General features: G+C 64.9%; 16 protein-coding genes and 4 pseudogenes. 7 read left to right on the forward strand and 13 right to left on the reverse strand.

The genetic code is table 11. The features are described from left to right. Positions 1-64: 64 nt before the first annotated feature. Together OHA42_RS27680 and OHA42_RS27685 are read right to left on the reverse strand one after the other, a co-directional pair. On the reverse strand, positions 65-1,192 hold the full coding sequence (locus tag OHA42_RS27680; RefSeq protein WP_406230740.1) for a DUF5938 domain-containing protein: 1,128 nt from the start codon (positions 1,190-1,192) through the stop codon (positions 65-67). 35 nt (positions 1,193-1,227) lie between these two features. Beyond that, on the reverse strand, positions 1,228-2,031 hold the full coding sequence (locus OHA42_RS27685; RefSeq protein WP_406230741.1) for an SDR family NAD(P)-dependent oxidoreductase: 804 nt from the start codon (positions 2,029-2,031) through the stop codon (positions 1,228-1,230). A 235-nt stretch (positions 2,032-2,266) separates the two neighbouring features. Here OHA42_RS27685 and OHA42_RS27690 point away from each other — a divergent pair, with 235 nt between their 5' ends. Next, entirely contained in the window at positions 2,267-2,902 is a 636-nt protein-coding gene (locus OHA42_RS27690) for a TetR/AcrR family transcriptional regulator (RefSeq protein WP_406230742.1), read from the forward strand. 188 nt (positions 2,903-3,090) lie between these two features. On the opposite strand, the pseudogene OHA42_RS27695 reads toward OHA42_RS27690, so the two are convergent. Further along, a pseudogene (locus tag OHA42_RS27695) lies at positions 3,091-3,872 on the reverse strand (SDR family NAD(P)-dependent oxidoreductase). A gap of 314 nt (positions 3,873-4,186) precedes the next feature. Between OHA42_RS27695 and OHA42_RS27700 the strand changes: the two are divergent. After that, on the forward strand, positions 4,187-5,128 hold the full coding sequence (locus OHA42_RS27700) for a class I adenylate-forming enzyme family protein (protein WP_406230743.1): 942 nt from the start codon (positions 4,187-4,189) through the stop codon (positions 5,126-5,128). 121 nt (positions 5,129-5,249) lie between these two features. Here the strand turns inward: OHA42_RS27700 and OHA42_RS27705 are convergent, their stop codons facing one another. The 9 genes and pseudogenes from OHA42_RS27705 to OHA42_RS27745 form a co-directional block, all read right to left on the reverse strand. Next, positions 5,250-6,119 carry a hypothetical protein gene (locus OHA42_RS27705; protein WP_406239921.1) on the reverse strand — a complete coding sequence of 290 codons (870 nt, stop codon included), beginning with the start codon at positions 6,117-6,119 and terminating at the stop codon, positions 5,250-5,252. A 220-nt stretch (positions 6,120-6,339) separates the two neighbouring features. Further along, positions 6,340-6,567, reverse strand: a pseudogene (locus OHA42_RS27710) (hypothetical protein); the annotation flags it as partial. Continuing rightward, positions 6,485-6,691, reverse strand: coding sequence for a hypothetical protein (locus OHA42_RS27715; RefSeq protein ID WP_406239923.1), 207 nt, complete (start codon positions 6,689-6,691; stop codon positions 6,485-6,487). The pseudogene OHA42_RS27710 and the gene OHA42_RS27715, both read right to left, overlap by 83 nt. Before the next feature lie 100 nt (positions 6,692-6,791). Next, positions 6,792-7,409, reverse strand: a complete 618-nt coding sequence (locus tag OHA42_RS27720) for an SDR family NAD(P)-dependent oxidoreductase (protein ID WP_406230744.1) — start codon at positions 7,407-7,409, stop codon at positions 6,792-6,794. 56 nt (positions 7,410-7,465) lie between these two features. Further along, positions 7,466-8,887: a phytoene desaturase family protein gene (locus tag OHA42_RS27725; RefSeq protein ID WP_406230745.1), complete on the reverse strand. Its 1,422-nt coding sequence runs from the start codon at positions 8,885-8,887 to the stop codon at positions 7,466-7,468. Beyond that, positions 8,884-9,987: pseudogene (locus OHA42_RS27730) on the reverse strand (DUF3556 domain-containing protein); the annotation flags it as partial. The pseudogene OHA42_RS27730 and the gene OHA42_RS27725, both read right to left, overlap by 4 nt. A gap of 81 nt (positions 9,988-10,068) precedes the next feature. Next, positions 10,069-10,161, reverse strand: a pseudogene (locus OHA42_RS27735) (hypothetical protein); the annotation flags it as partial. Between the two features lie 207 nt (positions 10,162-10,368). After that, the gene (locus OHA42_RS27740) at positions 10,369-11,181 is read right to left on the reverse strand and encodes a helix-turn-helix domain-containing protein (protein ID WP_406230746.1); all 813 of its coding nucleotides are present in this window, start codon (positions 11,179-11,181) and stop codon (positions 10,369-10,371) included. Positions 11,182-11,512: 331 nt separating this feature from the next. Then, positions 11,513-12,865 carry an amidase family protein gene (locus tag OHA42_RS27745; protein WP_406230747.1) on the reverse strand — a complete coding sequence of 451 codons (1,353 nt, stop codon included), beginning with the start codon at positions 12,863-12,865 and terminating at the stop codon, positions 11,513-11,515. A 153-nt stretch (positions 12,866-13,018) separates the two neighbouring features. Here OHA42_RS27745 and OHA42_RS27750 point away from each other — a divergent pair, with 153 nt between their 5' ends. From OHA42_RS27750 to OHA42_RS27760, 3 genes are read left to right on the forward strand one after another with little or no spacing between them, the layout of a single operon-like run. Further along, positions 13,019-13,660, forward strand: a complete 642-nt coding sequence (locus tag OHA42_RS27750) for a DUF1989 domain-containing protein (protein ID WP_406230748.1) — start codon at positions 13,019-13,021, stop codon at positions 13,658-13,660. Beyond that, positions 13,647-14,774 (forward strand): NADH:flavin oxidoreductase, encoded by a 1,128-nt coding sequence (locus tag OHA42_RS27755; protein WP_406230749.1) that lies wholly within the window; start codon positions 13,647-13,649, stop codon positions 14,772-14,774. Before OHA42_RS27750 ends, OHA42_RS27755 begins: the two co-directional genes overlap by 14 nt. After that, complete coding sequence (locus OHA42_RS27760; protein WP_406230750.1) at positions 14,771-15,640, forward strand: polysaccharide deacetylase; 870 nt, start codon at positions 14,771-14,773, stop codon at positions 15,638-15,640. Before OHA42_RS27755 ends, OHA42_RS27760 begins: the two co-directional genes overlap by 4 nt. A gap of 19 nt (positions 15,641-15,659) precedes the next feature. On the opposite strand, the gene OHA42_RS27765 is transcribed toward OHA42_RS27760, so the two are convergent. Further along, entirely contained in the window at positions 15,660-17,255 is a 1,596-nt protein-coding gene (locus OHA42_RS27765) for a PucR family transcriptional regulator (RefSeq protein ID WP_406230751.1), read from the reverse strand. A 106-nt stretch (positions 17,256-17,361) separates the two neighbouring features. Here OHA42_RS27765 and OHA42_RS27770 point away from each other — a divergent pair, with 106 nt between their 5' ends. Together OHA42_RS27770 and OHA42_RS27775 are read left to right on the forward strand one after the other, a co-directional pair. Next, complete coding sequence (locus tag OHA42_RS27770; RefSeq protein WP_406230752.1) at positions 17,362-18,807, forward strand: purine-cytosine permease family protein; 1,446 nt, start codon at positions 17,362-17,364, stop codon at positions 18,805-18,807. A 386-nt stretch (positions 18,808-19,193) separates the two neighbouring features. After that, positions 19,194-19,589: a VOC family protein gene (locus OHA42_RS27775; RefSeq protein WP_406230753.1), complete on the forward strand. Its 396-nt coding sequence runs from the start codon at positions 19,194-19,196 to the stop codon at positions 19,587-19,589. Positions 19,590-19,671 lie beyond the last annotated feature (82 nt).

The following is a 19,671-nucleotide window of genomic DNA, read 5'->3' on the forward strand; positions in this document are numbered from 1 at the left end:
GGTGCGTACTCGGATCTGATATGGCGTGGGTCCCGGCAGGTGGTGAGCCGGGAGCCCCACGCGATCAGCTGTAGACAGAATGGATCGGCTCGAGCACCAGCCCGAAACTTCGCAGCACACCCAACAGTTCACGATGTCCGAACGCCTGGCATGCGGAGGCGAAGCCGACGCGCTTCGGTGCCTGCTGAAGCAGCGAGTACGCCGAAAATGCTTGCAGCAGGCCGGTTTGCTTGTAGTTGGAATTGCCGTGGATCACGCAGTGGGCGCGGCCGAGTGGGCCCGACGCGTGCACAGAGTCCATCGAGGTATTGATGCGCGGATTCTCCCGAGGAGGCATCTCGCTACGCACAGCAGCGGCCTGCTCGTCGAGGATCTTGTATTTCTCCGAATCCGGAAGTCCTTGTATCTGTTCGACAACGGCTTTCACGATCAGCGGCACACCCTGCATCAGTTGGCGATCGAAGACTCCGCCGAGCGCCTTGACATTGGCCACTCGTGGATCGCGCTTGAACCACACCGGGTGCGATGTGCCGCCCCATGGCAGCGCGAGACCCGCTTCGTGTTGCCCGGGAACCGTGACGTCGTAAAGGCCGGCGTCGGCAGGCCATTCGAGGTACCGATTCTGCTCCAGGTAGTGCGCTTTCGACAGCGCGGCGTTGACAAGGATCGTTCTGGTCGATGCGACCGTCGGGAAGCCCTTCCAGAAGACCAGGATGTCGAGGGTGTCCAACCCGGGCGTTTCCAAGCAGATGTTCGCCGCGATCTCACCTGTGGTGTACATCTGTGCGACACCTGGTGCGAGCAACAGCCCGTGCTCCCCCATCCGCTCGCCGTAGGTTTCGTCGCACTCGATCAACCAGTCCTGCTCACCGGTGGTGTCGAGGTAGTGCGCGCCTGCTCGGATACACGCCTCGACGACCTCGTGGCCGTACTTGGAGAACGGTCCGACGGTGTTGCAGACAACCTCGGCGCTGCTGAACAATTCGGTCAGCGATTCGACCTCGTGGGAAACCTCGACGACTTCGTACTCCGCGGTCTCGATGCCGGGAACTTTGTCGATCGCTTCTTGGATACGCCGCTTATCACGTCCGGCCGCGATGAAGGGCACGCTGTACTCGCGAAGGTATTCGCAAATCAATCGACCGGTGTACCCGGAGGCCCCGTACACAACAACGGGTTTGGCAATAGTCATGGATCAGCCTTTCGTAAGTTGGTGGAGTGCTCGGGTCACATGCCCATGCCGCCGTCGACCGGAAGGCCTGCGCCGGTGATGAAGCGAGCGGAGTCCGACGCCAGGAACACCACAGCATCAGCCATCTCGGACGCGACGCCGAGGCGGCCGAGCGGAGTCAAGCCGACGACTGCACCGACGGCCTCCTCGGCGCTCGGGAAGAGGCCAAGGGCAACAACATCATTGGCGAGCTTGATGCCCATCTCATTGGCCACCAAGCCGGGATAGACGCAGTTGACCCGCACGCCGTAGCCGAGCTTGCCGGACTCCATGGCCGCGACCCTCGTGAGTCGATCGAGACCAGATTTCGTCGCCGAGTAGCAGGCGATTCCCGGGAACGCGATGGTCGCGGCGACCGAGGAGATGTTCACCACGGCGCCACCTGCGCCTGCCGGACCGCCCGGACGCATCGCCCGGAATGCGTGCTTGATGCCGAGTGCGGGACCGAGCAGATTGACGTCGAGCATCCGGCGGGCTTCGTCCGGGTCCAAGTCGGCCAGTAACGCGGTGACTTCCAGCCCGGCATTGTTGACCACGATGTCCAAGCCACCCAGTTCCGCAATCGTCGCGGCAACGGCGGCTTCCCAACTCGCGTCGTCGGTGACATCGAGGGAGACGAATGCGGCCTTGGCACCGGACTGCTTCAACGCGTCAGCGGTTGCCCTTCCGGCATCCTCGTTGATGTCTCCGATTACGACGGCCGCACCTGCGCGAGCGAGTGCCTCGGCCATCTCGGCTCCGAGGCCGCCCGCACCGCCGGTCACCAACGCTGTTCGTCCGGTCAGGTCATAAGCACCCATGTAGATCTCCTCTTCGAGTTTGGCGGTGTCGTCGCCAGTTACGCCGAATGCCAGTTGCTGTGACGTACGCCATACATTATCAATCTCTTGACAGTCGTCAAGCTTTTTCTTGACAGTCGTCAAGTTTTTTTGTGACACTTGTCAAGACCTCGAACGGCTCATCCGAGCCGCACGGCGATAGACTCGATCGGTGCTCGCACGGTGCGGGTAGCGAGAGCCGACAGGGAGGTTCACCGTGACTGACGTGACGGAACGCAACCGCGAACGGATCTCGCGCCGGCAGGTAGACAAGTTCACCGAACGGCGGGCACAGTTGGCCGCGTCCGCGCTACAGACCCTCGCCGAACTCGGATACGCCCGGACGAGCCTGCGCGAGATCGCACAGAACTCGGAGTTCTCCCACGGTGTGCTCCACTATTACTTCAGCGACAAGGTGGACCTGCTGACCCAGTCCGTCCAGCAGTACGAAGCAGCGTGTGTGACTCGCTACGACGAGGTCGTCGCCGCCGCGACCTCGGCCGAAGAGCTCCAGCAAGGTTTTGCCGCCGCGATGGCGACCACGCTGCGAACGGACGCCCCGATGCACCGGCTTTGGTATGACCTGCGCAACCAGAGCCTCTTCGAAGAAGGGTTCCGAGCCGACGTACTGGATATCGACCAACGACGCGAACAGATGATCTGGCGAGTGGTCGACAAGTACGCCGACCTCACCGGACTACCTCTCGCTGTCACACCACCGGTGGCCTACGCCATTTTCGACGGACTGTTCCAGCAGGCCCTCTTGAGGTATCTCGCGGGTCGCGACGATGTGATCGACGAACTCGAGGCGAATGTCCAACAGGCGCTGGAGCGCTCGGTCAACCGTGGCTGAACCTTCGGGCACCTGATCTCCAAAACGGAGCAACATCGCGAGTGATTGTGCACCATGGGTGGCAGCTGCCGGTCCGGCAACTGTGCGGCTCCGCAGTTCGCGTTCTCATCCCACCCAGGCGCCGCCCGTGGATTTGTCAGCCGATCCCGATAACCGGACGGAACGACGCATGCGACTGGTCGGCTACCTCAAATGGTGGTGACGAAGCCGCCGTCGATCCTCAGGTCGGATCCGGTGATGTTGGCGGACCGGTCACCGGCCAGGAACACGACCAGGTCGGCAACCTGCTCCGGAGTGGTGAACCTCCCCATCGAGGTGGCACCAGCTGTCGCGGACCTGACCTCTTCGGGGGTTCGACCGCTGGCGGCGGCGATCGTGTCGGCCACTGCGCCTTCGTCCAGCCACAGCCCGGTCGTCACCGGTCCGGGGCTTATGGAGTTGACGCGAATATTCTTCGGCCCCAATTCTTTTGACAAAGCCTTGCCGAAGTTGGTGACGGCGGCCTTGGTGGCACAGTAGTCGTAGATCCCGGGGTCGGGATAGTACGCATTGACGGATCCGATGATGACGATCGATCCGCCGCCACGGCGGTACATCTGTGGCAGAGCGGCCCGGGTCGGGCGCACCGTCCCCATCACGTTGAGATCCCAGGATGCCTGCCACTGGTCGTCGGTAACACTCGCGAGTCCGCCGGGTTGCACAGTGAGCGCGCCCACGTTGTTCACCAGCACATCGATGCCGCCGCGGTCCGCCGCAGCAGCAACCAGGTCCTCGGCGCCGCCGGGCTGCGACAGATCGGCGGACACGTCACTTTCCCTGCCTCCTCCAGCGCCCCGAGATCGGGCCCACGGGTACGTGATCCGGCCACGACGTGGGCATCAGCGTCCACCAGCGCCTGGGTGATCGCCAGCCCGATACCCTTACTCGCGCCGGTCACGACGGCGGTCTTGCCCGACAGATGCAGATCCATGCTGTTGATCCCGTCGCCGGCTCGGTGTGTGACCCCGAACACGCTACGCCCGGCTCAGCTCCGCCAGGTCCAGTCGGCGACCTCGGGAGTGTCGGAACCGGCGACATAGCCGCGAACATCAGCAGTACCGTCGCCACGAAGATTCATCACCTTCCATTAGTTACATCCCGGTTACCGCGGCGTCGCATTGCGCGGTCGGGACTGTCCTCCGGTGACAATGCCCGCGGCGAATTTCATTCATGCACGACGGTGCCGAGCGGCGGCGTGATTTCTACCGTTGTCGTCATTCCCTGTATCCCTCCTGAGGACCGCTTATGAATCTTTCGACTCTCCCGAACCATCGCGCCGCCGCCGCGCCGGACGCAGCCGCCGTCGCCGACGACAGCACCGACCTGAACAACGCAGGGTTCCTGGACGCTGTGCGAAGCGCCGCCGCTACCCTGCGCGGCGCGGAAGTCTCGAGTGGCGACGTGGTTGCGATCATGTTGCCCAACACTGCCGCCTTTGTCGTCTCTCTATTCGCTACCTGGCGTGTGGGTGCCACGGTCACACCTATCGACCCGTCGCTGACCGCCGCGGAAGCGAACAGCCAAATGACCGACACGGGCGCCAAGGTCCTGATCACCGCACAGCCGCCCGCCGCCGACGCTCCGGTCCACGCCGTCATACCCGCCGACGATCTCACCACCGCAGACCCCGATGCCGCCGATCCCGCACGGCTTCGCAAGGACACGCTGGCGCTGCTCATCTGTTCCACCGGCACCACAGGCAAACCCAACAGGGTGACGATCGACCACGCCAATCTCACTGCCATGTGCCGCATGGTGATCGAGGCATTCGAACTCATCGGAGCCGACCACAGCCTGCTGAACCTGCCGCTGTTCCACGTCAACAGCATCGTGGTCGGCGCCTTGTCACCACTGCTGGCCGGTGGCCACGCCACCATGGCCTTCAGCCCGAAGACGTTCTTCGACCGGATCGAACGCAGCCGTGCCACATACATTTCCGCAGTCCCGACCATGTATGCACTGCTGTCGGATCTGCCCGCCGAAATCCAGCCGAACACCTCATCAGTACGATTCGCCATCTGCGGCGCGGCCCCAGCCGGCATCGAACTGCTGACCAAATTCCAACGCCGCTACGGAATACCGATCATCGACGGCTACGTCTCCGAAGTTCCCGCGCGCGCACGCTCATACCGCTCACCAGCACCCGCGAGACGGACACGGTCGGAATACTCTCGCCAGGCCAGTTGATTCGGACCGCTGATCCGGAGGGGCCGGACATCGTGAACCGCATCCATCGTGACTTCTCACAACACCAGGGACGTACGACTATCTTGGCCAGCGGGATTGGTCGTCAGTGGTCCGCCCTGAATCAACCGACGCTTGCTCCAGCATCATCGGATTCGGACTGTTCGCCCAGACGCATGGTGTAGACCCGATCAAGGAAGCCGCGGTGGGCACGCAGAGTGGAATCGAGCAGTTCGCGCCAGGTCCGCCGGTCGATACGATGATCGCTGAGCAGCGACGACAGCGACGCTGGGCGCAGTCTGTCGACGTGATCGACGATGAAGGTGAGCCTGCGGCGCGGGAATTGTTCACCGATGCGTTGATTTTCGTTGAGGAAGGCGTCCAACGAGTACAGGTAGTTGATCGCGCGGTTGTACTCCTCATCGGTGAGGTGGTAGTCCATCCGCTTGATTTCCACGATCCACAGTTCGCCCGCATCATGTAGCAACACGAAATCGGGTTCGCGCTTCTCGCTGCCGATCGCGGTGGTCACCAGGACGGTGCCGAATTTCTGCCGATACCAACGCTCGAAACTGGCTCGTACCCGCTTCAGCGATTCATTCATGCCCAGCGGCGTCCACTCCGGCGCGAGCAGCCACGGGGCCCGCTCGATCAACTCCTGGAAGGGACGCTCCAGCGAACGGCGGTCATCGATCAGGCTCTGCAACCGGTTGACGACGACCCGCTCCGAGGCGATCTGACCGAGCGAATACACCTCGGCCACCCGCGCGGTTTCGAATAGGGCCACAACAACGTCGAGCTGATTGTCACCATCCTCGGCAACTTCCTTCAGTGTTTCCAATAGGCTGCGCTGCGGACCCAGCGAGAGGGCAAGGCGCACAATGCTGTCGAGATGGGCCGGATCGTCCAGCGCAGCACGGTCCTTGTTGTTCACCAGGATTCGCGCGGCGTCCATCACCGACTTGCGAAACAGTTCGCTTACGCAGGAAGTCACGCAGGATGACCGTGGTTCCCCGCTCGGTACCGAACGTGCCGTCCTGCAGCCCAGGGCGCGGATGGTAGTCGCGCTCGGTATCCGAGAGCATCTGGTCCAGGCTCATGACGATATTCGCCACCGGCCAACCCTGTGGCGTGCGCTCCGCGTCTGCGCCACCCACTGACACCACCTCGATGGTCCGGCAGATCCCGAAGGCGGCGAGTTTACCGATCCCCTTGCGGCCCATGACCGGTCGTTCCAGACGGCGCGACAGATCCGAACCGATCCGCACCCGGCGATCCGAACCGACCATCAGATAATGGGCGTTGATCTCCTCCGATGTCATCCCATGACCGTTGTCCCGCACCACAATTCGATACGGTTCATGTTCGACGGCATGGATCGTGCCCGCCAGCGTCACCCCCCAACGGCAGCGTGACCTCGACCTTGGTCGCATCAGCGTCATAGGAATTGGCGATGAGTTCGGCGAGCACGGCCGAAACTCGGTCGTACAACCGGATCCCGAGTTTGTCGATCGTCGGCCGACTGATCCGCATCGTGTACTTGTGCGACTGGTCGCCGTTGTCCATGGCCGAGCCCCCGATCACCCCTCGATGCGGTAACTGCGCGTCCGCTCGACACCATCCTCGTCCGCTCGGTTGTCGAAGGCCTGAACGTACGACCACCAATTCATAACAGACGGTATGGTCCTGACTCGATCCGGTGGCAGCACGATAACGGATGCCATTCGGCCGTTGGGCGCGCAACCGGCAGCCAATACGCAACCGCTGCGGTTGTCGGCCATCCCCGTCCTTGCCGACAGCATGATTCTCCAGAAGCCGAGCCCGTCGGCGGAATATCCAATTCTGGCCTGCCGCGCGCGGCCGGGGAGAGAAAGAAGGCGCCGGAGAGGTTGACCGCGAGGACGGTGGACCACTGCTCCTCGGTCATCTCGGCGACCGTGCAGTCCATGGTGATTCCGGCGTTGTTCACCAAAATGTCCAGGCGGCCATGGGTTTCGATGACTTCAGCGATGGTGCTGCGGCAGTCGGCGGCGGAGCCGACATTACCGCGATGCGCCGAGGCCGCCGCGCCGTGCGGTTCGGTGGCCTGCCGCAGATCGGCGACGAAATGCTCGGCGCTGGCGGGATTGCGGCTGTAGCCGACTGCGACGGACGCACCCTGGTTGGCCAGGCTGTGTGCGACGGCTGCGCCGATGCCGCGGGTGCCACCGGTGACGAAGGCGACACGGCTGGCCAGTTTGTCGGTGGCGGGTGCGGTCGACTGGAGGGTTTCGAGCGTGCTCATGACAGATCCCTTTTGGTTTCGAAAGTTGTTGAACGTGCGCCTATTTGGGCAACCGGCTAGGCAGTGCGCCTGAGGTAGGCGAGCGCCGCGTCGACGGCATTGGCACCGCACATACCGTGCGCGCCGGGGCCCGGTGGCGTCGCGGCCGAGCAGATATACATGCCCCGAACCCCGATGCTGTATGGCGACAATGTGATTCGCGGACCGAACACCAGCTGGCGGACATCCTTCGAGCCGGTCATGATGTCGCCGCCGACATAGTTTGTGTTGTACGCGGCCATCTGCGTTGTGTCGCGGACCGTTTGGCCCACGATCCGATCCCGGAAGCCGGGCGCGAATCGTTCGATCTGGGCGATGATTGCCGCGGTGGCGTCACCGGTGTAGCCGTTGGGCACGTGCGCGTAGGTCCACAGCGGGTGCACGTTGCCGACCGAGCGCTGCGGATCGGCCAGATACTGCTGACCGACCAACACGAACGGACGCTGCGGCATCCGCCCGGCGTGGATCTCGCGCTCCGTGGCGGCGAGTTCACCGTAGCTGCCCGCGAGATGTACCGTGCCTGCCCGGCGCGCGTCGGGGTTGATCCACGGCACCCCGCCCTCGATCGCGAAGTCCACCTTGAACGCGCCGGGTCCCTGCCGAAAATGCCGGTAGGCGCGGGCAATTCGAGACGGTAGGTGGTCACCGAGAATACCGGCCACGGCATCCGGGGCCAGATCGAACATGGTCACATCGCTGGTGGGCAATTGTGCGGCGGTCTCGATCCGAGTATCGGTCTCGATCTTGCCGCCGAGATCGGCCAGCAGCGCAGCCAGCGCAATGGTGATGGACTGGGAGCCGCCCGCCGCCACCGGCCAGCCGTGCCGGTGCCCGGCGGTGAAGATGCCGAGCCCGATGGCCGAGGTAAGCGGGTAGTGCAGCGGCCGAAATGCATGTGCCGCAACACCTCCGAACAACGCCCTGGCCTCGTCGGTGCGGAACAACCGCGCCAGCGTCGAACCGGGAAGCACGGTCGGCAGGCCGAACCTGGCCAGTGTCAACGGATGATGCGGGAACCGCAGCAGCGGCCGCATGATGTCTTCGGAGAGTGCGTCGAACCGCGCGGACGGCGCACCGAACAACAGCCGCCACCGCTCGCCATCTCGCCCCAGCCCCGCCGCGGTCCGCTCCACCGACCGGTAGAGCGTCGCGCCCCGGCCGCCGTCCAGCGGGTGCACGCAGTCGATTTCCGGTGTGCGCCAAGATAATCCGTAGCGCTCCAAGTCGAGACTGTTGAGGAATGCCGAGCCAACGGCCATCGGGTGGGTGGCCGAGCACTGGTCGTGCAGCAGGCCGGGCAGCAGTGCCTCGCCGGTGCGGGTGCCGCCGCCGATCTCGCCGGCGGCCTCCAGCACGGTCACCTGCACGCCCGCCTCGGCGAGGGCAACGGCGGCGGCGAGTCCGTTGGGCCCGCCGCCGACAACGGTCGCTGTGGTCATGCCAGCGCTCCGTGTCCGTGTTCCTGCTCGTGGCGGGCGGCGGGTTGGGCGGACAGCGCCAGCGACCAGGTGACCTCCAACGGGATCGGCCCGTTGGGCAGCCACGGCTGCTCCGCGACCGCTTCCGCTACCTTCCAGGTGCCCCGCTCGATGACGCCGAGCGCGGCGTCGATCACTTTGTAGTGCTGTACATTGCTGCCCCAGGCTTGCGACTCCACCCAGACGATCACCAGTTCGCCGGGTTCGAAGCCGGCCTCCTGCTGCACCGCCGTGACCAGCTCCTCATTGTGCAGGTGTCCGTCACCGAAGTTGAAGCCGATCAGCGAGTTGCAGATGAATTCGGCCTCACGCACCGTCCGGCTATCGATATCTGGCAGGTTTTTCAGCAGCACCGAAAACAGGCCGCGGCCCTGGCTGTGCATGGTGCGCCAGGCGATGGTCTGCTGCATGGTGATCTCGGCCCACTGCGGTTCGTAGCCGAATTCGACGAACTGGTCGATCTGATTCTTCGCGCTGCGGGTCACCCTGTTCAGTTTGCTCTCCGCACCGGGTGCGAAGGCCCAGACCGCCGAGGCCCAGTTGCCCGCGTACTGGCGCATCGACGGCAGGAACGAGACCTTATCCGGCCGGAAGTTGCCCAGGATCGGGAAGAACAGCAATCCGGCGATGAGCGCGGCGGCCAGCCACGGCGAGGAGATATCGGTGAGTCCGTAGCCGTCCCAGTTCGGGAAGCCGAGGAACAGAAAGACGGTCGCGTAGGCGAACAGCACATTCCATTCGAGTGGAACCGCGAGCGGGAAGGTGGAGACGATGAACAGGTGGAAGATGACCATCACCGTCGCCGCGGCCACGGTCAGCCAGATATTGGTGGAGAAGAACAGCACCAGTGGGGTGATCACTTCTACCGTTGTGCCGCCGACGTGCGCCATCACATCCGCGATCCGAGACGGGCGCAGGTCTCGCGGGAAGTCACGGTAGTGCGCCCGCTTGAGCCACTTGAACGGAACCGACGGGCTGTTGCTCACCATCGGCGGTACCACCTGCGAGAAGTGCTTGCCGAGTTTCGAGACGCCCGCACAGACCCACACGACCAGGATCATCGGATCGTCGGTGCCCGCGATATGACCAGGGAGGTTCTCGTGCACGTCGAGCTCACGGGCGATCTCCCGCACCGGCCGACCGGAATCGATCACTCGATGCGCCGCTTCCACCCGATATTCAGGCGAATACGATCGACGCGGACGAGGCATGGCGAACATCCTTCCAGGGACCATCGGTCCCGCTATCTCAGATGTCCACTACTTCAGGGGAACCCCAATGGCCATGCCGCCCGCCTTCTCTTAGTCACTCATGGTTACCAAGAAACCATAGGAGAGTGTCTACGGACGTGGAAGAACGCACTTTCCGGTGACTGGGGAACCTCATGGTGACTATGCAGTTCAAAGGCTCGCCCGAGGATGCTGACGCACGGCAACGCTCGCTCAGCCAACAGTGCTCGACGGCCAGGCCCGGTCGTCCACCGCGAGCCACGGTTCGCTGGCCGCGGATGTGGGGAGCGCGCCGGTGAACCCGCGGACGTCGCGATAGAGATGGGACTGGTCCGCGTAACCGCTGTCGGCCGCCACTTGCGCAGGCGAATGTCCCCGGACCAGCCGGTGCATGGCGTGGTCGAAACGAACCAGCATGGCGGCGCGCTTGGGTGTCAGGCCGATCTGGGTGCCGAAGCGTGACCACAGCCGTTGGCGGCTCCACCCGACTCGAGCGGCAAGGTGCTCGACGCGAAATCGGCCTCGGCTGACGATAATTTGGCGCCACGCCCAGGCGACCTCCGGGTCGACCCAGCTGTCGTCCCGGACCCGCGCCGAGAGCGTCGTGTCGACCAATGCGAATCGTTCGTGCCAGCCTCGCGTCTCGTGCAGGCGCTCACGCAAACGCGTCGCGTCGCGGCCCCAAAGATCGTCGAGTCCAACGATGTTCCTGCTCAACTCGGCAGGCGGGAACCCGAGGATGGCATGTGCGACAACCGGTGACAGGCGCACCTGTACACACTCGATGGCTTCGACGCGCACCGGGGCCGCGCTGTCGGCGAGACCAAGGGCCAGGCTGCCCGAGTGGGTTCGGCCTGTCGAGTCGCGGACATCGAAGCAACGGTCACCGAACTCGACGACCACCGTGACGGCCGGATGGGGAATGGCACGCAGCCGCGCCGGGCCGTCACCGTGAATACGGAATCCGGCCATATCGACGCCGCGCAATGCGGGTGTCCACGACGGTCGCGCGATCTCCCAGACCACACACCGATTGTATGAGCAAATGGTGCACCTTCCGGACGGCGACATCCACGTCGTCTCCAGCGGGGCACCCAACGCACGCGCGGTGGGCTGCTGCACGAGCTGGCGACTTCTAAAGCGAACCATCGGATTTCGTTCGGTTGTGCACGTGTGGAGGCTTCGACACTCGCCACCCCGTCGGCCGCAAAACCGGAGCCGCATCGGTGAACCGAGTGACCGCCACAAGAGCCAGTGCCCATGAAGGGGACGACGTCGTTGACGATGAAAGCCCTGTACTTGCGTTTCGTGTACGGCTCGACCCGCTCAGATAATCAACCAAGGAGTGCAGCGACTGTCACGGGTGTGGTGGTGGTGTCGGACTTTTCCCGATAGTCGGGTTGGTGACGCGCTGCACCCAGGCCGCACAGTCCAATAGGGCCATGTCGTCGTCAGACGGTCGGGAAAGCAGGATACCGGTGCGGGGCCCGGGCCGCACGGCAGGTGCGGGCAGGGTGATGCCGCAACTGCCAAGGTAGCTGAGCACCATGGTCGTGCGCAGTACGGCGGCGTTGGCGCTGTCGTACCAATCTGCGTCGGACTGCAGGTCGGCTGCGCGGGGTGGCATGCGGCGCACGGTAGGGCACAGGAGCGTGGCATCATCGAGGTCGGCGGCGAACTCAGCGCGCAAGGCAGACATCGCAGCATAGACGGGGCCGATGGAATCGGCTGTATGCGTGTTGCTTTCGAGTCTGCGCCGGGTGGCGGGTTCGATCGGCATTGTCGAGTCGAGCCGGTGGCGATGCAGCCGGTATGCCTCGGCGCCGACGATCGTTCCGATGTCATCCATCAGGCTCTGGGCCGTCGAGAGCGACGGTAGATGACGAAATTGAACGTCAGCGCCTGCGGCCCGGAGTTCGGCGACGGCGACGTCGATGTCGTCGGCTATCTCCGCTGTGGTGTCCTGCGACCATTCGCCCGCGGGTACGACGAATCGCAGCGGTAGCGGGCGACGACGAGGTCGGGTAGGCAGGAGTACACGGTCCAGCGCGGCGAGATCCTCGACCGTGGTCGCGAAGACGCCGACGCTATCGAGTGTTGCCGACAGCGGCGCGAAGTCGTGGGGGCCGTATCTACCTGGGCTGGCACGGTATCCGACGATGCCGCACAGGGCGGCGGGCACGCGCACGGATCCGGAGGTGTCGGTGCCGACCGCCAGTGTGACGATGCCGCGGGCGACCGCGACCGCGGATCCGGAGGAGGATCCGCCCGTGATGAGCTCCGGGTCGAGGGGGTTGGCGGGAGTGCCGAAACAGAGGTTGATCCCGAGTCCCGAGAAGGCGAACTCGCTGAGATTGGTTTTGCCGATGGTGACCAGACCGCTGTTGTGCACCCGCCGCACGAGGTGGCTGTCGACGACGGCGGGTTCATCGTGGAGGTGGCTGGCCGAACCACAGGTCGTGACGGTGCCTTGGACGTCGAACACGTCCTTCCATGCGATGGGGACTCCGTCGAGTCGGCTGCGGCGTGCGCCGCGCGAGGCACGGAGGTCGCTGGCCTGGGCCTGATAGCGGGCGCGTTCGCCGGTGACAGTGATCATCACCGCAGCCGAATCAGGTTGCCGGGCACGGTCGATGGCGGCGGTTACCAGCTGCGCCGACGTAGCTTCGCCGCTCGCGAGGGCCTGCGCCATTGCGGTGGCGGTAGTCATGGTAGGTACTCCCGATGCTCGGGTCCGGAACGAGTAGAGCACACGCTATCGCGCAGACATCTGCGCGGGTATGTGTGAACATCTATTCAATTGCCCAAATAGTGTGTATATATCCATTCCTGTTGGCCACCACAGTTCTGTTGACTGACCAGCATGACAGCGTTGAGCTATCCGGAGCCGGTAACCATTCCGGCCAGGCAGGCCCGGTCGGTCACCTTGCGTACCGGCGAGCGATTGCAGATCACCGACGTCGCCGGTGGCCAGGTGGGCGATGTGTTCGCCTACAACATCGACGACATCACCGAGCATCACAGCGCCTCGCACACCCGCACCCAGGTCAGCCGCCTGTTCCCCGAGCTGGGCGAATCCTTCGTGACCAACCGGCGACGCCCTATCCTCACCTATCTGGCCGACACCTCCCCGGGGCGGCACGACATGTTGATCGCCGCCTGCGATCCGGAACGGTATGCGGCATACGGGGATCCCAACCACGCCAGCTGCGCGGACAATCTGCGGCAAGCGATGGCCGACCTCGGCCAGCCGGCGCTGCCGTTCATTCCGCAGCCGATCAACGTATTCATGCGCATCCCCGTCGCTGCCGACGGGGAGCTGTCCTGGCTCGAAGCTGCTACCGCGCCAGGGGATTCGATCATCTTCCGCGCAGAGATGGCCTGCATCGTGGTCGTCTCGTCCTGTCCGCAGGACCACAACGTCATAAACGGCGCCGGCCCCACCCCGCTGGCTCTGACCATCCTTCCCCCGACCACCGAGGAGAACACCGATGACCACCGCTGAACTCGAACTGGCCCATCCGGCGCTCGAGCCATTCGGCCTCGACTCCCTGAAGCTGCGCAACCGGTTCGCCGTCGCGCCCATGACGCGGATATCCGCCGAACCGGACGGCACGCCGACCGCGCAGATGGCCGAGTACTACCGCGAGTATGCGACGGGTGGATTCGGCTTGATCATCACCGAGGGCATCTACCCGGACGCCACCCACAGCCAAGGCTATTTCAATCAGCCCGGCCTGGTCACCGACAGGCACATCGCCGGGTGGCGCGCGGTGGTGGACGCCGTGCACGGCGCCGGGGCCCCGATCATCGCGCAGTTGATGCACGCCGGAGCGATCTCACAGGGCAACGCCTACGGGTTCGAAACCATCGGACCGTCGACCGTTCAGCCGCGTGGGCAGATGATGGCCGATTACGGCGGCGTCGGCGGACCGTGGAACGCGCCCCGGGAAATGACGGCTCGCCATATCGACGACGTCATCGCCGGATACGCCGCCGCCGCCGAGAAGGCCCGGGCGGCGGGTTTCGACGGCGTCGAGATCCACGCGGCCAACGGCTATCTGCTCGACCAATTCCTCACCGACTACACCAATCAGCGCACCGATGATTACGGCGGATCTGTGGAGAATCGGATCCGCCTTACCGCGCGCGTGCTGCGGGCCGTGCGTGACACGCTCGGCAATCTCCCCGTCGGTGTGCGGCTGTCACAGACCAAGGTCAACGACTTCACCTACCGGTGGCCCGGTGCCGAGGCCGACGCGCGGGTCGTCTTCGCGGCCCTGGCCGACGCGACCTATCTGCACATCGCCAGCGAGGGCAGAAATTTCCTCGAGACCGCGCGCTTCCCCAGTGGCACGACCATCACTCAGCTGGCCCGCGAGGTGTCCGGCCGCCCGGTCATCGCCAATGGCGGCATGCATGCCCTCCCCCAGGCCGCCGATGTACTGACCGGCGGGCATGCCGATGTGCTGTCCCTCGGTCAGGGTGCGCTGGCGAATCCGGATCTGCCGCGTCGGGTCGAGACCGGGGCAGAGCTCGCTCCGTTCAACCATGAGATGCTCCATCCCATGGCCACCCTGGACAGTGCCGCGGCATGGCGCGCACGAAACGACAAATGAGCGAGCACACCTGGACCCGCGGCGCGGCGGCCGTGGCGACGCTGACATTCGATGTCGATGCGGAGACGCCCATCCTCGCGGAAGGACGCCACTTCGCCGATCACCCCATGGTGATGTCACACCAGTCGTACGGACCGGATGTCGGCGTGCCGCGGATCCTCGATCTGCTCGATGAGATGGTCGTTCCCGCAACGTTCTTCGTGCCCGGTTGGGTAGCCGAGCAGCGTCCTGGCCTGGCCCGCTCGATCGTCGACCGCGGGCACGAGGTTGCGCACCACTCTTACAGTCACCGTGCGCCCACCTCACTGCCGGCAGGCGCGGAACGCGCGGATTTCGTCCGCGCACTGGACGTTTTCGCTGCACAGGGCATCGACATCGCCGGACACCGGGCGGCGATGTGGAGCGCCAGCCGCGAAACGGTCGGCCTGGTTGCCGAATACGGTCTCGCCTACGACTCGTCGCTGATGGGTGACGACCGGCCGTACCTCGTCGACGGCACCCATGCGCCGGTGGTGGAGCTGCCGGTGCACTGGTCGCTGGACGACTGGGAGCAGTATGCGTATCTGCCCGAACCGCGCATCGGCGCGGTCATCGAATCGCCGGTCAAGGTCGAGGAAATGTGGCGCGCCGAACTCGACGGAATGCGGCACTACGGCTGCCTGTTCAACGTGTGCATGCACCCGTTCCTCACCGGGCGGCCGGGCCGGATGATGGCCCTGCGCCGCCTCATCGGGTACGCACAGGAGTGCGGGGACGTGACCTTCGTCCGCTGCCGGGAGGTGGCTGCCTGGGCACGCGAGGACGCCGCGACGCCGCGTCGCGCACTGCCGAGCTACGACGTGGATCCGGCGGTGTACCCGAACTGACGTCGCGTCGGCCCGGGCATTACGTCGCGGCGTGCGATGCGGTGCCCGGGCCGACGGTCTCGGCGGCCAACGCCAGGAACAGGTCGACGGTATCCTCGAGTCGGTTGACGTTTCGGCCGGTCAGCTCGGTGATCCGGGCCATGCGGTTGCGCAGGGTGTTGACGTGCACATGCAGGGCGGCGGCGGTCACGCCCCACTGGCCGTCGTTGGCCAGGAAGATCCGCACGGTGTGTTCCAGTTCGGTGTGCGCGCGGGCGTCGTGCTCGCGGATGATGCCGAGCACCTGTTCGGAGAACCGTTGCAGCACCTGCTCGTCGAGCAGACCCAGCAGCATCCGGAAGTTCGCGACATCGGCGAAGGTGGCGGTGTCCGGCCCGTCCTGCGCACGCAGCACCTGGCAGACTTCCCGAGCACGCACCAGCGGTTCCCGCAGTGCGCCGACACCGGCGGCGATCTCACCCAGCCCGATGACGATCCGCGAAGCGGCCACTCTTCTACCGACTTCCACGGACAGCTCTCGGGCGAAACGCGTCAGCTCCTCCGTCGTACCCTCCCATGGGCACACGGCCACCGCGTCGCGGCTTCCCGCCACGGTGAACACCGGGATGCCGTGCGCGGCGAAGAACCCACCGGCGGCATCGGCGATATCGTCCAGCGGTGTGTCGAGGCCGCCAGGCGTGAACACCGGTGCGAGCGCGAACACGCCCAGCGACCGGTCCGACGGCACACCGTACGCACGCAGCCGCTGGCTCACCTCACCGCTGCGCCGCGGCCCGGACAGGATCATCTCCAGGAGCTCGGCCGCGAAACGCGCCTCAATGGCATGCACCGCTTGTTGTTTGGTCACCTCCAGGCTCAGGAATCGAGCGGCCTGGGCGAGCGCCTCCCGATCCGCCGCGGCGAGTTTCGCGGCCGGTTCCAGGCAGTACAGCCCGGCGTCGATTTCTCCCATCGCGCCCTCGATGAGGTAGAGCGCCGACGGCCCGGAGCCCAGTAGATCCACCTCGATCGGCGGTGGCGTGCGGTTGAGCGCCGCAGCGGCGAGGCGGATCTGTTCATCGGTAGGTTCGCAGCCGATGCTGGCCAGGCAGCGCCCTTTGCGATCAATGACCAACAGCGGCAATTCCGTTTCGCCACGCAGGATTTCGAGCACGCCCGCAGCACCGCTGCCGCGTGACAGGGCGGTCGCCAGGGCGTCGCCACGGTGCACGGTCGCGGTCAGTTCCGTCTGGAGGACCTCGTTCTGAATCCGGGCGGCGGCCCGGGTGAGCGCGGCGAACGGCACCCCGATACACAGTTCGACCAGTGGCAGACCACGCGAGACGCACAGTGCGACAAGCCCTTCCGGCAGGTCCGGAGTCTGCGCCGTTAGCCCGAACACCAGCCCTGTCGCACCTGCCCGCGCGACAGCCTCGACGAAGCGCTCCGCCGAGACATGCGGTAGCCACAGACCGTTGGTCAGCACCAGTTCGCCGGGCCGGACATATCGCGACGGGTCGGGAAGCTCGGTGGTGTGCAGCCAGCGGATCTCCGCCGCCAGGCGTTCGGTGAATTCCGGCGTCATGACACGCAGGCCCAGCGCGGGATCGGCGACAAGTCGGCTAATGGTCAACACCTATCGAAATGTACACAGCAACCCGCAATCGATGGATGAATACACATCGACCGATCGCGCAGTGCGGTGCTGTTATGAGGTGAATCACAACCGAAAGAGGGAACTCATGTCATCCCCCCAATTGCCTCGCACCACGAGCACTGCCAACACCACACCGGCCAGCGGTGACACCGGCGTCCGATTCGACGATCACGGTGTACTGCCCATTCCCGACAGCGAACGCGACTGTTCCCCCTGGGAACTGTTCTGGATCTGGTGCGGTGCGAATATCGCGCCCATCAACTGGGTGCTCGGCGCGCTCGGAATCGCCCTCGGGCTCAGCCTGATCGAAACGCTGATCGTCGTCTCGGTCGGAAATGTATTTGGCTGCGCGGTATTCGGGCTGTTCAATGTCATCGGCCACCGCACCGCTGTCAATCAGATGGTGCTCGGACGCTCGGCGTTCGGCATCGCGGGAGCAGTGCTGCCCGCCCTCGTCCAGGGTCTGCTGACCATGGCGTGGGTGGGTGTGAACACCTGGGTCGTGCTCGATCTCGTGCTCGCAGTGCTCGAGGAGATCGGCATCCGGGGCGGCATGGAGCTGAAAGTTCTCGTCGCGACGGCCATCATGATGATTCAACTCGCGCTCGCGCTGTACGGCTTCTATGCGATCCGGACGTTCGAGAAGTACACCGTCCCCCTCACCATCGCCGTCATGGTGGCGATGACCGTGGTCGCACTCGCCCGCACCCACCTGGACTGGACCGCCGCCGCGGCCCCGACTCCCGGCCAGAAGCTCACCGCGGTAACACAACTCATCACGGCCATCGGTGTCGGCTGGGGCCTGACCTGGATTCCCTACGCCGCGGACTACAGCCGATTCGCCCGGCCGACGCTGCGCGCCAGGACCGTGTTCTGGGCATCGGCGGCCGGAATGTACCTGCCCACAGTCTGGCTCGCTGCCCTCGGCGCCTGCCTGGCCAGCGCTGGTGGTGGCGCCGATCCGTCCACTCTCGTCGTCAGCACCTTCGGTGCGCTCGCCGTCCCGGTACTGGTGCTGATCATGCACGGCCCGATCGCCACCAACATCCTGAACCTGTACTCGTGCTCGCTGGCCGCGCTGACCGTCGGCATCCGCATTGCCCGCTGGAAGATCACCCTCTTCGCCGGTGCGGTGGCCTCCGCGGTACTGGCCGTGTTCATCAACTCGTCGAATTTCGCGCATACCTTCGACAACTGGATGGTGTCGATCCTGATGTGGATCAGCCCGTGGATGTCCATCCTGCTCGTCGACTATTTCCTGGTGCGCCGCCAGACCTTCTCGATCCCGGACCTCTACCGCGACGGCACGACGTCGATCTACGGGAAGTTCAATGCGCGCGGTCTGGTTAGCCTCGCTGCCGGATTGCTCGCCAGCTGGTCCTGGCAGTACGGCGTGGTCCCCGCGATGCAGGGGCCGGTGGCGAAAGCCTTGGGTAACACCGACTTCTCCTGGCTGTCCGGCAGCCTTGTCGCCGGCGGCATCTACGGCATCTTGTCCGCCCTGGCCTCCGCGCGCCGCGCCGGCGCATGAATCGCGAGGATCCAGCGCTCAACGACTTCCCAATGCACAGAAGAACCATCCATGCCCCCGGCCGTCTTGCGGAGCGGCCCCGGTCTACCGGCCGGCTGGCGGTGGTCACCCACGCCAATACGGCACTGGCACTGGCGGGTTCGCTCACTGAGGTACAACCCGGGCGGTGGGCGAGCCTGCCGTGTACTGCCCCGGACCAGGCGATGGTGCTGTGCTGAATAGCAGCAACGACCCCGATCCGTTCAATGCCCTGCGGTTGCCGGCATGACGGATTCCGTCATGCCGACCGCGCAAATGTCGATTTCCGGCGGATGCCCGCCAGAAAGGGGCGCGGTGTGCGGCGCGTGCCCATACTCGGTCTCACCCGTTCCAAGAAGGAGTGCAAGATGCTGACCGTCCTACCCATCAGGTACGTCTCGGATGTGCAAGCGTGCCGCGAGTTCTACGCCGGTCTCGGCCTCGTGTTCGATTCGAATGCGAGTCTCGATGTGTGGGCGCAACTCTCGGCCGATGCCGGAGCGGTCGGGTTGCACGACTTCACCGTGTCGAAGGGACGCCCGGCCGGTTCGGTCGAACTCGGGTTCGCGACTGACGAGAAGCTGGAGGTAGTCGCGAACCGGTTGCGCGAGCGGGGTTATGACCACGAGATCTTCGACGAGGACTTCGGTCGCAGCTTGCGGGTCGTCGATCCGGACGGCGTGACGATCCAGATCCAGGAGATCGACATGAACGTCGCCAGAGCGTCCGCGTCGGCCCTGTCAACGCACGCGCCGAACGAGTAACACGGCACCGAGCACTACAGTTTGCGCACAGGTCAAGGAAGTCGACCGCGCAAACTGGACGTCAGGCGCCGTGCGGAGGCCG

The organism is Nocardia sp. NBC_01009 (assembly GCF_045208035.1).
Taxonomy (GTDB): Bacteria; Actinomycetota; Actinomycetes; order Mycobacteriales; family Mycobacteriaceae; genus Nocardia.